The organism is Limnospira platensis NIES-39, from assembly GCF_026000695.1.
In the GTDB taxonomy this organism is placed as follows: Bacteria; Cyanobacteriota; Cyanobacteriia; order Cyanobacteriales; family Microcoleaceae; genus Limnospira; species Limnospira platensis.
Map to the genome: position 1 here is coordinate 2,476,821 of NZ_AP026945.1, position 14,623 is coordinate 2,491,443.

13 protein-coding genes, 1 tRNA gene and 3 pseudogenes are annotated in these 14,623 nt (G+C 44.0%); 10 read left to right on the forward strand and 7 right to left on the reverse strand.

Translation table 11 applies throughout. The features are described 5' to 3' along the window. The first annotated feature begins 528 nt into the window (after nt 1–528). The 4 genes and pseudogenes from N39L_RS12200 (at nt 529) to N39L_RS12215 (ending at nt 1,695) form a co-directional block, all read left to right on the forward strand. Entirely contained in the window at nt 529–738 is a 210-nt protein-coding gene (locus N39L_RS12200) for a hypothetical protein (RefSeq protein ID WP_006616304.1), read from the forward strand. A gap of 57 nt (nt 739–795) precedes the next feature. Continuing rightward, nucleotides 796–987, forward strand: coding sequence for a hypothetical protein (locus N39L_RS12205; protein WP_014274621.1), 192 nt, complete (start codon nt 796–798; stop codon nt 985–987). A 137-nt stretch (nt 988–1,124) separates the two neighbouring features. Further along, nucleotides 1,125–1,373 (forward strand): annotated as a pseudogene (locus N39L_RS12210) (hypothetical protein). After that, nucleotides 1,366–1,695 carry a hypothetical protein gene (locus N39L_RS12215; protein WP_014276168.1) on the forward strand — a complete coding sequence of 110 codons (330 nt, stop codon included), beginning with the start codon at nt 1,366–1,368 and terminating at the stop codon, nt 1,693–1,695. Before N39L_RS12210 ends, N39L_RS12215 begins: the two are co-directional and overlap by 8 nt. A gap of 190 nt (nt 1,696–1,885) precedes the next feature. Here N39L_RS12215 and N39L_RS12220 read toward each other — a convergent pair whose 3' ends face one another. The 7 genes from N39L_RS12220 to N39L_RS12250 form a co-directional block, all read right to left on the reverse strand. Beyond that, a complete protein-coding gene (locus N39L_RS12220) occupies nt 1,886–3,052 on the reverse strand; it encodes a group II intron reverse transcriptase (protein WP_014274623.1) in 1,167 nt (388 codons plus the stop codon). After that, the gene (locus tag N39L_RS12225) at nt 3,042–3,272 is read right to left on the reverse strand and encodes a reverse transcriptase domain-containing protein (RefSeq protein ID WP_014274624.1); all 231 of its coding nucleotides are present in this window, start codon (nt 3,270–3,272) and stop codon (nt 3,042–3,044) included. Before N39L_RS12225 ends, N39L_RS12220 begins: the two co-directional genes overlap by 11 nt. Beyond that, nucleotides 3,232–3,453 (reverse strand): hypothetical protein, encoded by a 222-nt coding sequence (locus N39L_RS12230; RefSeq protein WP_014274625.1) that lies wholly within the window; start codon nt 3,451–3,453, stop codon nt 3,232–3,234. Before N39L_RS12230 ends, N39L_RS12225 begins: the two co-directional genes overlap by 41 nt. Before the next feature lie 21 nt (nt 3,454–3,474). Further along, on the reverse strand, nt 3,475–3,699 hold the full coding sequence (locus N39L_RS12235; RefSeq protein ID WP_014274626.1) for a reverse transcriptase N-terminal domain-containing protein: 225 nt from the start codon (nt 3,697–3,699) through the stop codon (nt 3,475–3,477). Nucleotides 3,700–5,214: 1,515 nt separating this feature from the next. Next, a tRNA-Asp gene (locus N39L_RS12240) sits at nt 5,215–5,288 on the reverse strand. Between the two features lie 87 nt (nt 5,289–5,375). After that, nucleotides 5,376–6,554, reverse strand: coding sequence for an esterase-like activity of phytase family protein (locus N39L_RS12245; protein ID WP_043469013.1), 1,179 nt, complete (start codon nt 6,552–6,554; stop codon nt 5,376–5,378). Between the two features lie 248 nt (nt 6,555–6,802). Further along, a complete protein-coding gene (locus tag N39L_RS12250; protein ID WP_014275353.1) occupies nt 6,803–9,874 on the reverse strand; it encodes a type ISP restriction/modification enzyme in 3,072 nt (1,023 codons plus the stop codon). A 374-nt stretch (nt 9,875–10,248) separates the two neighbouring features. Here N39L_RS12250 and N39L_RS12255 point away from each other — a divergent pair, with 374 nt between their 5' ends. The 6 genes and pseudogenes from N39L_RS12255 to N39L_RS12280 all read left to right on the forward strand — a co-directional run bounded on the left by N39L_RS12255 (nt 10,249) and on the right by N39L_RS12280 (nt 14,408). Then, nucleotides 10,249–11,505: a response regulator gene (locus tag N39L_RS12255; RefSeq protein ID WP_006616255.1), complete on the forward strand. Its 1,257-nt coding sequence runs from the start codon at nt 10,249–10,251 to the stop codon at nt 11,503–11,505. A 55-nt stretch (nt 11,506–11,560) separates the two neighbouring features. Then, a pseudogene (locus N39L_RS12260) lies at nt 11,561–12,152 on the forward strand (IS607 family transposase); the annotation flags it as partial. A gap of 109 nt (nt 12,153–12,261) precedes the next feature. Then, a complete protein-coding gene (locus tag N39L_RS12265) occupies nt 12,262–12,477 on the forward strand; it encodes a hypothetical protein (RefSeq protein WP_014276758.1) in 216 nt (71 codons plus the stop codon). Nucleotides 12,478–12,510: 33 nt separating this feature from the next. After that, nucleotides 12,511–13,239, forward strand: a pseudogene (locus N39L_RS12270) (RNA-guided endonuclease TnpB family protein). 256 nt (nt 13,240–13,495) lie between these two features. After that, complete coding sequence (locus N39L_RS12275; RefSeq protein ID WP_006617199.1) at nt 13,496–13,861, forward strand: response regulator transcription factor; 366 nt, start codon at nt 13,496–13,498, stop codon at nt 13,859–13,861. A gap of 10 nt (nt 13,862–13,871) precedes the next feature. Then, nucleotides 13,872–14,408, forward strand: a complete 537-nt coding sequence (locus N39L_RS12280) for a chemotaxis protein CheW (protein WP_006617200.1) — start codon at nt 13,872–13,874, stop codon at nt 14,406–14,408. Nucleotides 14,409–14,623: the final 215 nt, after the last annotated feature.

The following is a 14,623-nucleotide window of genomic DNA, read 5'->3' on the forward strand; positions in this document are numbered from 1 at the left end:
CGCTTAGAAATGTTTTGGAGAGATATGAATAATTGCACTAATTACGCTAAAACCAAAAGAGGACTACAAAAAAGGAAACAAGATATAGCTAACTACAGATTATCCATTGATGTAATTGCTACTCATTCAATGATATACAAAACATCAATAGATAATTAAATCAAAGCATTTAACCGTTACTGGGAATTAGCAGAAACCAAAATATTCGCAGTATCTAGCGGAACAGAACAATTCTTAGACCATTTTATCGCTCCAAGTATTGAGAGCAAAACTAAGCAAAATAAGCAAGCCACAAAAGCAGGTTTTCCTGAATTAATCGAACCAGTTACAGACATTGATCCTAAGACTCTGAAGATGGCCATAGAAAAAGCCAAAAATGATGGTTATTTAGATTCAAGGGTTACTGTTAATGAATTAACCAATTTCATGAAAAACAGAGGATATCACATGATTAATGTCAACGGTAAAAACCTGTGGAAGCAAATCATTTGACTTCCAATTAGTTCATTGACCTAGGAGAATAACACAATGATGGCAGATATCAACAATCAGATGTTTGTGAAGTTTAATACTATGGTAGACAGTTTAGTTTACAACATTAATAAAGAAGATGGTTTGGCAACATTAAAGTCAATACTAGATGATTGCGAAAAAGAATTAACCATTACTGAACTTAAAAAGCAATTGCTGATTAAGGAACTGAATTACACAAAGCACTTAATAGATAAAGTCCAGTAAATACCCGTCCGCGATGACGGTAAACTACGGCAAACAACACACTAATAGGATAAAACCATGACAATTGACTTGGGTAAACTACTTAACCCAAATACCTATCTTAGTGATAGGTTAAGCAGCAAGCTAGTCTCTATATTGGACGCTGTAGAACTTGCCGATTGTCCTACACAATTTGATGAATGTCGTCTGTTGGAGCTTGAAAGCACTTTTCTGGTTATGCACAATTCCTTGATTACAGCAATCAATTAATTGTTGGACTAAAAAATCAAGCAATACGAAGAAGAAAATGACGATGAGTTTTAATCATGCCATAAATCCTCAAGTAAGTTAAATAATTTCGTCAAAACAGGAAACACAAAACCATGAACTAAGAACAAGCAAGCTTAATGGTTATCGCGGAATTAGCACGTGATATTTACGCCCAAATTATGTCACGAGATATCCCCTACGCTAACCAAGATACCAGGGTGAAATTAGCCGAAATAGCTCATAACGCCGCTGTTGATTTTATGACGGTATAGAAAAAATGGGTATCGTCTCAAGAGACAGTTATTGAACCAGTATCATTTATGTCCGACTTTAGTGGCAATGGTTACAGTAGCGATATCTTTATGGGGGGTGACTTCAATGCCTAAGTTATTACCAGTAATCAGCCTACATACTGGAAATTTCAGCAATTTTCTACAGGGCCCCGGTGGAACTTGTGTAGAACTAGATACACCCGAATGGTTTGACTACCTGAGAAAAAACAAGTCATTCTCTGTTGAGTTAAACGGCAAAAGGTTTACGGCTTGCAAAAAAACATCTATCAACAATTTCGCGTACTGGAACCTGAAGGGCTGGGACGGTAAAATCAACCATCACATCTATATCGGAAAATCTGACCAGACTACCAACGAAAAGATTCAACAAGCTGCTATAGCTATGTTTTATCGGTGTAACCCTAAACAAGCGTAAACCCTAACAGCTAACAGCTAACAGCTAACCCAATAACTTAAATGGCCCCCTATGGTTTCTAACTGCAGGGGGTGTCTATGTATTTTTATTAGGGGTCGAGATAGACCTCACGGTCTACCCCTCCCATTCAGCAGCAGAACCGTACATGAGACTTTCACCTCATACGGCTCCTAGTTTGACCGTCTCCTTGTTAAGAGTACAGCATCATCTCTTCATCAAGAGCTGTTTTATCGTCGTGACAATGGCGGTGTAATAATTGAAGATTCTTGTAGTCATCCTTTCCGCCTTGGCTTCTAGGTACAATGTGGTCTATTTCAATTAAATCTGATGGGGTAAAGAATTCCCCACACCAGGTACATCTACCTTTTGGTTTTTTGAGTAGTTTTGCTACCCTAATTGGCGTGTCGATTGCTTGTCCTTTCCTGGTTGCCCAGTAAGTCCAATTTCCGTCATAAAGTGTTGCGTCAGGACGTATTAAGGTATGTCTGACAATTGGAGTCCAGTTGTGTTTGAACAGATGTAACCCATCTTTGGTTTGGAACAGCCAATTTTCGTGTCTTTCTTTCCCATTGCTAAGTTTAATTGTTCTATGTCTGAAATAATTTCTTAGCTTTTCGTAACTTGACTTTCCGCATCTTGATACTGTCCATGCCCTTAACATTTGCCAAACTGTGTTGTCTAGCTTATTGAAGGTCTCTGTTGAGACTACCCCTGAATAATAGTTTGACCATCCCCTAATAATTGGGTTTAGTTTGTTAATCAGGGCTGACTGAGGTGCTGTTTTATGTTGTTTAATTACACCTTTTATCACTTCTGTGTGGGCAACTGCTTTTTGGCTGGGTTTTATGTGAATTTTGTGTCCTAATAGTTTCCCATGTGGAATTTTCCCAGTTCTATATTTTCCTACAGGATATTGCCTAATATTGAAACCTAAGAAATCAAATCCGGGTTCCTCTGCTTTGCCGTTATACTCAATAGATTTGAGTGTATGGCAGATTCGAGTTTTTTCAGGTTTAATCTCTAATCCAACAGGCTTTAGCCATTCAGAAATAGCAGTTTTGCACTGTTCAATGATTCCTAAGTCTTTGGATATGACTACAAAATCATCGGCATATCGTATGACCGTGGCAAATGGTTTGTTGTTGGTATTTTGGGGATACATTTTTCCTATTAACCTACCCATCCCCAACAGTGCGATGTTGGCGAGTATTGGACTTATTACCCCTCCCTGGGGTGTCCCTGTTTCTGTATCCTCGAATACACCGTTGTCTAGCACTCCCGCTTTGAGCCATTGTTTCAGGTCTCTTTTTAGGCGGCTTGGACAATGAATTTTGGACAGTAGGTAATCATGGTTCACGGTAAGAGCATTTTGCTATATCAGCATCAAGAACATAATATTGTCCCTTATTTATGGCAATATAAATTCTGCTGATTGCGTCATGGGCTGACCGTCCTGGACGGAACCCGTAGCTTGTGCCTTCAAATCTCGATTCCCATTCAGGTTCGAGAGCCGACTTAACCAAGGCTTGCCTTGCTCTATCTTGGATTGTGGGTATTCCTATTCCAGCTTTTTTCATCCCTACCAGGTTTTGGAATCCAAACCCGTCGCAGTGGTTTTGCTTTGAGGTTTCCCTTAATGTTCTTGACCAGTTCAAACCTTTGTCTCGGAGAGATTACTCTTACTCTATCAACCCCGGCTGTCTTCTTGCCTTGACCCGCTTGGGGGGCGGGTTTATTAAGCTGACTGTTGGGAAGCATGGCTGACCGTGGAACCCGCCCCTACAGTCTCACTGCTAGGAGCCGGGCATAATATGATTTCACCAATAGACGTTGCCACCTTCGTGCCTTAGCATTTTGTCCCGATTTAGCTGCTCGAAATATACTCTTTTGGAGCTTGAAAACTTTCCGTTGAACCTTAGTCCATGGGATGGCCTTCCATGCGTTGCTCGTAGTCTTGATTGGTTTTGGTTTCCCAAACCCTTTCTTTAAACTCGCTATCGCCATTTGTACACCTACTAGGCTCTATTTCTTTACAATCAAACCGTGACCTGTTAGCATATCCCTGTCATTACAACCGGGCTTTGGCTTTTGGTCACATCTCACCCCCTAATAGGCTTGCGCTTACACTTTTTACTACTGACTTTCTCGACCAGATTGTCAGAGCCTAGAAGGGGTTAAAAACGTTCCGCTTATATGGGCATTCCATCTTGAGATTTGTCCTTTCCACCGGGGTACTTCTAAAGGTCTGTGTAGGTATTATGAAGAAACTCCTACTTTTCCCCATACTCTTTTGAGCGCAGCGTATCAACCTGTTTCGCTACCTGATAATTACGATGGTTCAAGCCGGACATTCGGTTTCCCTAATCATGGATGGTTGGCAGTGGTCGCGTATGGTAGTAGGTTCTACTTCACGCCTTCCGTTCCCCGCTTCAATCCTGGGGTTGTGATTCCTGAAATTGGGGGTGGCTATCGCCGTTACCCTGATTTCCTAACTTTTACTTATCCATTTCTGGGCTTCCTATGAGGAATTTGTATAAGTTAGTTCATTTTGACCTTGGGTTCCCTGCCTTGTTTGGTATATCTCTATACCGAACGTTGGGACATATAAACAGTTATAGAGATGGTCAGGAGTGCGTTCCTTATATTCACCCAGGGGCTTGAAGTCTCTACCAGGCGGTTATTTCAGGTATCTCAACCCTATTTCATGCCTGAACGTATCGCACTCATTTACATAATGTAAATACATTATGTAACTTCTAAAATATGAATGCCTACCCTATCATGTCCAGATATTACCCAGAACTAAGTTACCCCCAACAGATAGCTTTACCTACAACCTACGGCTAAGATTTTGGGGGTGAACTGATTATGTTGGTATCGGTTTCTGCTCGGTAATTGTCACCAGTTGAAAAGTTGTTTAGGGGTATCGGGTTGGTTCCGGTAGGAGATAGTTTAGATTAGGCGATCGCACTTTTAATATCAGCCAGATGATAGCCCATAGTTTCCCCTCACCGAGGATTATGAATCAGACCCATAGATAACCCGATAGGCGATCGCTCATAGGTTTACCTATAGGTCTAGTCCACGGAAAGGCGGTCTGATATCTTTGTACATTGATAGGGGTATCTTTGTACGTTGATAGCTTGGGGAATTATCTTCTGCTGTTGTCGTGGTTGATTTGGAAACATATCCTCCCCCCAACCGGAACAAACACTCTTGGGGGTGCGACCGACGTGATAGCAGTCAATGGTGAGGAACGAACCGATAGGCTTGCTATTGACTGCTATCACAAGGGAGTTACCCTATCGGTGTTTGGTTGGGGGGTGGTATGGGTATTTGACAGATTGATTAAGTTGTGTTTATTGATTAACCCGTCAATAATTAAGATTTGTTGCTAAAGGATATGCACCAATCGTCCCGTATACTAAGACTGAATGGAGTGCATATTGAGTGTGACGATACGACTATCGGGTTAAGTGTTTCCCAGTTATCGCCGTTAGGATAAGGCACAGCTAAAAACGGGACTGACGGGGCTCGAACCCGCAACTTCCGCCGTGACAGGGCGGTGCTCTAACCAATTGAACTACAGTCCCTTATTTAAGACTCTGATTTTCGAGTCTATCGTTGTTAGTGCTTCGTTTTAAGCACAAAATCTATTTTCAACCATTATCCTGGTTTTGTCAACCCCTGAAGTCAAAAAATTTTCCCAACCACTCCCAAAGCCTTTGAACAGAGGGTTTGGCGCTATCTGATAACTCTGGCGCGATCGCCCAAGCTATGATCTGGGTTGGTAGTAGGGGGTGAAAATTGTTGTCGCTGACCATAATTAGCGATCGCCTTCCGTCTGGTAAAATCGGCCCAAAAGTCATCCCCTCCAGATTATCCCAGATTACCTCAGCCTGTATCTCTGGGGGAATCAAGACCGGAGTTTTCCTCACTGGGGTAATTCCCTCTAATTGGTTGTGGAGGCTATCTACAGACCCAATATCCGTCGCTTCGGTCAAAGATACCTCAAACAGGCGGATCACAAATCCCCTATCCAGGGAAAAAGACCTTTCCAAAGCCAGTAACCGCCTCTCACTCACAGCCAGCAACTCCACCAGTCCGTTAAGCTGTAACGTCTCAGACAGCAGGGAACTACCGGCGATCGCTTCTGTCATATACAGAAACTGACCATCTGCTAAACCTGTCTGCAAATTATAGCGGATCATCCGGCTAGGACTCCCTTGGTTAACCGTGGCGGCGGGTCCGTCTTGAATTAAAGCATTTTCCGTAGCTGTAAATAGGGTTTTCCCGTCCGGGGTCAGGGTCAGGCTTTCCGTCGCCAGATTATTTCTCACCCCTATATTAGGATTATCCCTCGAAAACAATTGTTCTGGGATGGGTAATTGAGTTAATTGGCGACCCGACTCTAGGGAAAACTCCTTGATAAACGGAGGATAACCCGCCGCCATATTTCCCTCTGAAGAAATCCACACCGTTTCTCCCGTGAAAGCAATGCCTTCCGGGTCTAAACTATACAATGGGAAGGCTTCCCCGTTGGGGTCTAATATGGGCGTGACTCCTATTACTTCCACTGCTTCTAATCGGAAAGCTTCGTCTTTCCAGTGCAATTTCAGCGTGTAAAATCTCGCGTAACCGCGATCGCCTTGGGAGTCCGACACCGCATAATATACATCTTTTTGCGGGTTATAGGTTATCCCCGACAGTCCCCCAACTTCTGTTTCCTCAAATACCAAACCTGTGGGAATTCTTGCCGCACCCAAAAAGGATGTTAATTCCTTAATGCGATCGGGCGACGGTGGCGTAATTCCTACTTCGATTAATCCCACCGTTACCGTCAGCGGTAATATTGTCATTATGGAAAACTTCTGCAACCACATCAATCTCGTCCGTGGGGTGATAGGGGGAACTCCCTAGGATTCCTGCTAGATATTTCCTGCATATTCCTGAGCATTTCGACCCTCACAATTTGCTCATTTTCTCCTGGGATTTTAACCTACCATATTAGGCGAGATTTGTCAAGGGTTCCGCGAGGGAAAATTCCCCCGTTGGGAAGGTTTCCATAACTCACCGATATGGCTGGGGGGAGACCATCATTTTTTCCTTACTCCAGGGCGGCTAAGTTATTCACAATATCCACCGTTTCCAAGCTAACTGTAATCACCTGACCAATTAACCTAACAATATATTCTTCATCGTCTAAGCGGTTGGGGTCATTTTCAATGCCGCTGCGTTTATCTATTTTAACTTGATAGCGGTCAATAATCCAATCTAAAGCTGATCGGTTTCCCAGGCGATATTCAAACACTTTCGGGGGAATACCCGCCAAGGTCAGAAACTCGTTATAAATTAACTGGGTTTTATCTTGACTCAGTTTCATCTTTTCCACCCGCCAATTTAACGGGACCTCATCATTTTCGATGAATTTTAGGGGATATTCCGGTTGTTGTTCATAGTTTATATGAATTTCCGCCAGACGTTTTCCGGCTTTGGCGAAACTCTCAAAATCGGGCGCGTAGGGAATGCGAGGTATCTCCCTTTTCAGGTTGTCGGCGTATTTCTCCCTATAGGTGGGATGGTGTAACAGCCCATATATATAATAGAAAATATCCCATTTACTGATAGCCGGGTTTTGGTATTCTTCCCGAAAGGCATCTACAGCCCAGTCGGTGATATTTTCTTGGCGGTTGCTTCCGTCTTTATCGTAGGTGTAGAAGGGGAAACATTGAGTTTGTCGTCCGCCATAATGAAGACAAGGAATATAGTTGGTGATTTGTGATGAAAATGGTATTTGAGCTTCATTCACCACACAAATTACCCGATTCTCTTTCTCTGTCTCCGGGGTGGGGAATATGTAAGGGAATTGACCGCAACGGTCATTTAAATAAGCATCAAAATAAAGCCTAGATTTGGTGAAAGGACGATACAGAGACTGTCTGATATGATTCTGGTCATATTCTACTATAACCCCTTGCTGCAAATATTTTTTAAGCGTTGACGACCAGCTAATTTTAGCATCATCATAGGTCACAAAATCATCCACGTTAGCCGATTTGTCGGGACAATCAAGCCATTTCCTGGTTTGTTCGTTATAGGTGGCGATTATCCTTTGAATATTGGCGGCTAATTCATCAGGATTAAAGTTATACGCCCAAGCATCGCGATTAGTTTTTACCCCATTGCTATAAATCTTAAAAATAGCCCCCGTTGCTTCTCCTTTGGCGGCTTTGCTTTCCTTGCTTCCCATGGGGATAAAGGTTTCAAAATCCGCCTGCAACCCTGCGGTTAACCAGGTATGTTTTTTGTCCGGTTTCATCTCTTCCCAGTCAACCCCACCCCAATGCTGAGATTTTTGTAAATAGGCGTATTTTTCCTCTTTTCGCAAAAATTCACCCACGGCTGCATAGTAAATCTGACCTTGAGATTTGTTACCTTCCTTCCTTTTAATCAACAGGTTAATACTCACCCCTACTTTGATATCAAAAACATTATAAATCGCTTGATTGCTAGTATTCTTTCTGATATTACCTCCCAAGTCTAAAACATAAATTGCATCAAAATCTTGGGCTAAATGCTGCCGCATTCCATCAAAAGCAATGCCATCAATAAAACTGTTATTGCTGACAAATGCCACAATTCCCTCATCTTCAATTCTATCAGCCGCCCAGCGAAACGCCTTAACGTAGGGGTCATATAGAGAGTTTTTTAAAGTCGCTTTCGAGTCTTTCGCATAAGTTTCCGCCACCCGTTTATCGACCCCTCCCCTTTGGCTATATTTGCGGTTTTTGTTATTGTCGTTCTCATTTTGCTGCCACGCATTATAGGGGGGGTTGCCAATGACCACAAAAATGGGGGAACTTTGCTGCTGCTTGACTCGTTGGGTATTTTCGGGAGTGAATAAATCCAGTTGTAATGATTCTTGAACCGAGAAAGTATCCACCAAACAAATCCCGTCAAAAGGCTGATATTGTCCGGTTGCCGTCAAATATTCATGCTCAATATTCATCGAAGCGATATAATAGGGTAATAGCATCACCTCGTTGCAGTGTAACTCCTGCTGATACTTATGGGATAAGGCAGTTTTTCTAATCTCCCGCATTATCCGCATAATAAAGTTACCCGTCCCCACAAACGGGTCAAGAATATGCACCCCTTTATCACTCAGAGATTTATTAAACTCGGTGCGGAGAATCTCATCCACACTTTTCACCATAAAATCCACAATACTCTGAGGCGTGTAAACAATCCCATGGGTATCGGCGACCTTGAGCGAAAAGCCTTGGAAAAACCTTTCATAAACCGTGTTTAAAAAATGCTGTTTTTCGCTATACTCAGTAATAGTCGCCGCCGCCTCTTCCAAGGCGCGATAAAAATAATCAACATCTCCCAGAAAATGAGCCCGACTAAAGGACTTGGAGGTTAAAGTCTCAATCACCTTCTCAATTTCCACGGCGATAATATTGCGCCGGGTAAAATCGGGGTTATTAAAAATCTGTCGAAAAATCCTTTCCGTGAGTAAATGCTGAATCAGCATCTCTTCCACAGCCGCATCAGAAATATTAGGATTAATCGACTGACGGCACAGGTTAATAAACCCTTCAAAAGCATCAATAAACTTGGGATTAGTTTGGCGTTCACTCTCGATTAAATCAACGAGTTTTTCCCCCAAGCCGCGCACTTTCTCCCCAAATTCCGCCGCTGCTTTCTCCCAATTTTCTATCTGTGGTGGTCGATATTCAAAAAACAGCTTGAGACTTTCGACCAGTGCTTCTGGTTTGGTGATATCCTGGTCATAGACTTGTTTTCCCCCTTGCCAAATAATCACCCGCTCAGGAGACTGAAAAATAATGTTATCTTTGGGGTAGCCTTTGGCAAATTTCTTTTGTACTTCCTTGGGGAGGTCGTCGGCGGTGTCTTTAGCTTCCCAAATCCCATGTTTGAGGGTATCATCTCTCACCAATAACCCATCAACTTGGATGCGTTTTTTCTCGGTTAACTTGAGGCTATTTTCCTGTACCAACAGCCAATTAAACTGCTGACAACAGGAAGTTAATAAATCGGCAAAAGCCACCTTAACCGCCCCTTCATTGGCGGCTCCGAATTTAGTAAAGTTTTGTAATGTTTGGTAATAGGACTTTACTGCTTTGTGGGAAGGTTTCAGATTCAGAGTAGCCATAAGCAATTAATAATTAATAATTAACAATTCTTCATGATTGCCGGGGGCAAGTGCGGTCCTAGGAGAACCCGCGTCCACCATTCTCAATGGAATAATTAATAATTAATAATTAACAATTCTTCATGATTGCCGGGGGCAAGTGATGGGGTATTACCCAGAGGGAGGAGGTGAAGCCCTAGGAGAACCCGCGTCCACCATTATCAATTGTCCATTATACATTATCCACCACGATGGATTGAGTTAATTCACTATTTATGCTATCCTAACGAGAGCGTAGACAGTAATGTTGCCCTTACCCTCCTCAATCCCATTATTATTGAGTTGTATGAGGACATTAAAAAATTTAAGCGATCGTCGGGAGGCCAAGCGGCTTCATGCAAGGCTCTTTAAATGAAATCGATATCCGCAGTATATTGCAGTTGGTCGAAGTCGGTCAACGCACAGGTCAGTTAATGGTGGAAGCCTATAGCCCCGCCGCCTCGGTAGTTTCGGAAAAATATAGCGATCGCTTTAAGGGTAACTGCTGGCTAGTTTTTTGCTCCAACGGTAGAATTGTCTATGCTGGGGAAAGCGAGGGTAGCCTGAAAAGACTGCGGGACTACCTGCACCGCTACAAGTTAACAGAAGTCCTCAATGAGTTAGAAGTGCCGTCAATTACGGCAGTTAACGCGCCCGAATACGGCTATTTGTGGGTGCTACTAGAACAAAACGCGATTACCCCCACCCAGGGGCGCAGCATTCTCCATGGGATGATTTCCGAAACTCTATTCGACCTTCTCAGCCTTCACCACGGGGCTTTTAACTTTGAAATGGGTTCACCCCTAGCACCGCAATTAATGACTTTACAAATCAACACGGTGTTACCTAAAATTATGAAACAGGTGCAGGAGTGGAAAACTTTTCACCCCCATATCCAATCCCCCAGTCAGTGCCCCCTCATTTTAGACCCAGACAAACTTAGACAAGTAGTGCGTCCCAATGTCTTTGAAACTTTAACCCGTTGGGCGGACGGAAAAACCACTTTCCGGCAAATTTCCCGTTATTTGAACCGAGATATTGTCGCAGTCACCAAGGCGATCTATCCTTTTGTACAACAGGGTTTTGTGCAACTGCGCTTTCCCCCGACCGAACCAAGTCCGTACCCCCGTTCTCAGTTCGAGAGTAAGATTCCCCGCATTGTCTGTATTGATGATGATCGCGTAATTCGGGAGACAGTGGAGTTAATCTTAACCCAGCATGGCTACGAGGCGACGGCTATAGGTCATCCCCTGAAGGCATTAAGTCAAGTTTTCCAACTGAAACCAGATCTGATTTTATGCGATATCGCCATGCCGGAACTAAATGGATATGAAATTTGCGCGATGTTGCGAAGTTCTAGTGCTTTTCGGGAAACTCCGATTATCATGCTAACAGGCATTGATGGATTTATCGATCGCCTCAAAGCCCGAATGGTGAGAGCGACCAATTATCTGACCAAACCGTTTAGCAAGGGGGAGTTACTTACCCTAGTAGAAAACTATATTGGTACAGCGGACGGCCATTCCCTGAAGCTAGAAAGTCAACTCGCAGAAGCTTTTTCCCATAAGTGGCCTTCTCTTGACTCGGAAGAGCATGATTTAATCTCAAATTAGGTTAACATTTTAGGGCAATATGGTATAATAAGCGAGAAGAGTTGAGGATAAACCTATTGCCAGATATGTCAAACCCAAGGAAGCGGCCCAAATCCTTGGAGTCCATGAAAGAACACTCCGCAGATGGGACGAAAATGGCTCAATCGAGACCATCATAACCCCCGCTGGGCAACGACGATACAACGTTGAGTCATATTCTGATGCCATCACGCAGTGACAAACGCAAAGTCGTTATCTATGCCAGAGTTAGTAGCCGCGCCCAGCAGTCCGACCTCAACCGACAGGTGGCCGCACTGTCCAACCTCTACCCCGAAGCAGAAGTCGTCTCCGAAATCGGAGGCGGGCTCAACTTCAAGGGAAAGAAAATGCTGGCCTGACTGGGACAAGTCTTGTCAGGAGATGTCCGCATGGTTGTCGTTGCCCACCCAGACCGATTGGCCAGATTTGGATGGGACTTGTTTCGATGGCTCTGTGAGCAAAACAGGTGCTCACTCATGGTTCTCAACGAGACAAGTCTCAGTCGAGAACCAGAAATGGTTGAGGACATTCTCGCCATCCTCCACTGCTTCAGTTCCCGATTATACGGACGGAGTCAATATAAAACTCAGGTCAAAGAAGATCCGGATTTACCCCAGCCTAGAGCTAAATCAAGTCTGGCGCAAATGGCTGGCTGCTTGTCGGTATTGCTACAACCAAGCAATTGCATTATCCCGGAGTGGTAAACGACTAAGCAAACTGAAATTACGCAACGAAGTGATGCAGAGCGACTTACCCGAATGGGTCAAAGAAACACCCGGCCACATTCGGCAAAATGCCATCTTTGATGCCGATCAGGCTTTGACCGCCAGTCCTGATGCAAGGTTTAGAAGTTGTCGTGACAGCTCTCAAGGGATTAAGTTCAATAATACTAATTTCTCTTCAGGGAGTTGGTATCCAAGACTCACGAAAGGATTAACTTTCATGGTTTCCTAAGCTATCCCTAAAACTTGCGGGCAAGGGACTCAGTTGGTGTTTACCAAAGGTCGATGGTTGGCGATTTTCCCTGAACCAGTTGCCGTTACCCGAACTGAAGCGAATGGCGTAATTGCATTAGACCCAGGCGTCCGAACTTTTATGACCGGGTTTGATGGCTCTCGGTTTCTGGAATTGGGCTCCGGAGATATAGGACGCATTACTAGGTTATGTCAACATTTGGATGATTTGATGAGCCGAATCGCCAAGGAACTTAATCGTTCACGGCGACGCCGGATGAGGCAAGCGGCTCAACGAATGAGAACTAAAATCCGGAATTTAGTGGATGAGGCCCACAAGCAAATTGCTCATTACTTGACTAATGACTACAGCATAATTTTTCGGCCCACCTTCGAGACTTCCAACATGGTTGCCCAAGCCAAGCGGAAAATCAAATCCAAGACTGCCCGAGCCATGCTGACATGGGCGCATTATCGATTCAAACTAACCCTGAGACATCAAGGGGAAATAACTGGAACCACAGTTGTAGATGTGACGGAAGAATACACCAGCAAAACCTGTACTCACTGTGGTCATGTCCATTCCCAGCTAGGTGGCTCAAAAGTGTTCTGATGTCCTGAGTGTGGGTTCACTCTACCCAGGGACTGGAACGGTGCTTTTGGAATCTTTCTAAAAGCTTTGCGGGATACCGCCTCTGTTACCTTAACGGGTAATAGTGCTATCGTCGCATTGTCAGGCAATAGCCGGATAAATGTCGCGTAAATGTATCAGTCTCATTCGGTCTAGCCAAAGTGTAATCAATCCGTAGCGAACTTAGGTATACTTGAGATGAAATCCATTCGCATTAAGGATTTGAGCAACTCAACTCTGCGGGTGGAATATCGCGGTTGCAATCAAGCCAGTGGCCTCTAACTGGAATGTCTCGGAGCTGAGGGTTGGCCGAATTATATTGGAAATGCCCCAGTCCCTCCGCGCCCTGCCTCAGTTAACTTAGAACCCAGCAACTCAGCAAGATAGTATGAATACAATTATGGTTGTAGAAGACAGTGTGACACAACGGGAGATGATCTCAAATCTCCTGAGAGAAAGTGGCTTAAAAGTCGCGGTAGCAAGCGACGGTGTAGAGGCACTAGAACAAGTTCAACAAATCTCTCCCGATCTAGTGGTGTTGGATATTGTAATGCCTCGCATGAATGGCTATGAACTGTGTCGCCGTCTCAAGTCTGATCCGAAAACTCAAAAAATTGCCATTGTGATGTGTTCTTCCAAGGGAGAGGAGTTCGATCGATATTGGGGCATGAAACAGGGGGCAGATGCTTATATCGCCAAACCATTTCAGCCGACTGAACTGGTAGGGACGGTTAAACAGCTATTAAGGGGGTAGGTGAGGGGTAATGGTTGGAAGTCCCGATTTTCTCACGGGTCAAGGTGCAGACGGCTCCGAGTTTCAGGAGCTAGAAACCCCAGAGGGTGAGTTGCATCTGCGTTTTTTTGTGGCATCGGGTGCCGAATTTGCCTTGCCCGCTATGGGTATCAAAGAAGTCCTATCTCAATCAATTGACCGCATTACTCCCATTCCCAATGTATCATCCCTACTGTTGGGGACTCTCAACTTGAGGGGACGAGTGGTTTGGGTGGCTGATCTAGGACAGTTTTTGGGAGATACAATGCAATTAAACACCGATCGCACGGAAATTCCCGTAATTGCCGTAGAAGACCAAGATACTATGTTGGGTTTAGCAGTAGAGTCGATAAACAATCTGACGGCTATGGACTGGCTACCCATAGAAAAAATGAGAACGCCAGTTCAGGTTCCCGATAGCATGGCTCCCTATATAAAAGGGGAGTGGGTTCTGGAGGATTCACCAGATAAACCTTTGCGCCTGTTAGACCAAATTGCCGTTTTGCGATCGGCTCGGTGGGCAGTATAAATAAGCTATATAAAGGCACTAGAACCCAGAGCCCATATCTGAATAAGTCCAAGATAACTACTTTTTTCCCAGGATGATTACAATTGAGGAGGTTGTGATCATCATATTGCCTTCATTTACCCGAGAAGCAGTAATCAAGATACTAACTAAGCTAATACAGTTGTTTGAAGTTTTAAATGTAATTTTTGCGGTAACTTTATAGAGTCGTAAGGGGA

What these genes read in the sequence shown, in the direction of transcription:
- N39L_RS12275 (WP_006617199.1), top strand. Translation starts at nt 13,496, where the DNA reads ATGAATACAATTATGGTTGTAGAAGACAGTGTGACACAACGGGAGATG.
- N39L_RS12200 (WP_006616304.1), top strand. Translation starts at nt 529, where the DNA reads ATGATGGCAGATATCAACAATCAGATGTTTGTGAAGTTTAATACTATG.
- N39L_RS12255 (WP_006616255.1), top strand. Translation starts at nt 10,249, where the DNA reads ATGCAAGGCTCTTTAAATGAAATCGATATCCGCAGTATATTGCAGTTG.
- N39L_RS12230 (WP_014274625.1), bottom strand. Translation starts at nt 3,453, where the DNA reads ATGCTTCCCAACAGTCAGCTTAATAAACCCGCCCCCCAAGCGGGTCAA.
- N39L_RS12235 (WP_014274626.1), bottom strand. Translation starts at nt 3,699, where the DNA reads ATGGCGATAGCGAGTTTAAAGAAAGGGTTTGGGAAACCAAAACCAATC.
- N39L_RS12215 (WP_014276168.1), top strand. Translation starts at nt 1,366, where the DNA reads ATGCCTAAGTTATTACCAGTAATCAGCCTACATACTGGAAATTTCAGC.
- N39L_RS12265 (WP_014276758.1), top strand. Translation starts at nt 12,262, where the DNA reads ATGCAGAGCGACTTACCCGAATGGGTCAAAGAAACACCCGGCCACATT.
- N39L_RS12245 (WP_043469013.1), bottom strand. Translation starts at nt 6,554, where the DNA reads ATGACAATATTACCGCTGACGGTAACGGTGGGATTAATCGAAGTAGGA.
- N39L_RS12225 (WP_014274624.1), bottom strand. Translation starts at nt 3,272, where the DNA reads ATGAAAAAAGCTGGAATAGGAATACCCACAATCCAAGATAGAGCAAGG.
- N39L_RS12250 (WP_014275353.1), bottom strand. Translation starts at nt 9,874, where the DNA reads ATGGCTACTCTGAATCTGAAACCTTCCCACAAAGCAGTAAAGTCCTAT.
- N39L_RS12280 (WP_006617200.1), top strand. Translation starts at nt 13,872, where the DNA reads ATGGTTGGAAGTCCCGATTTTCTCACGGGTCAAGGTGCAGACGGCTCC.
- N39L_RS12205 (WP_014274621.1), top strand. Translation starts at nt 796, where the DNA reads ATGACAATTGACTTGGGTAAACTACTTAACCCAAATACCTATCTTAGT.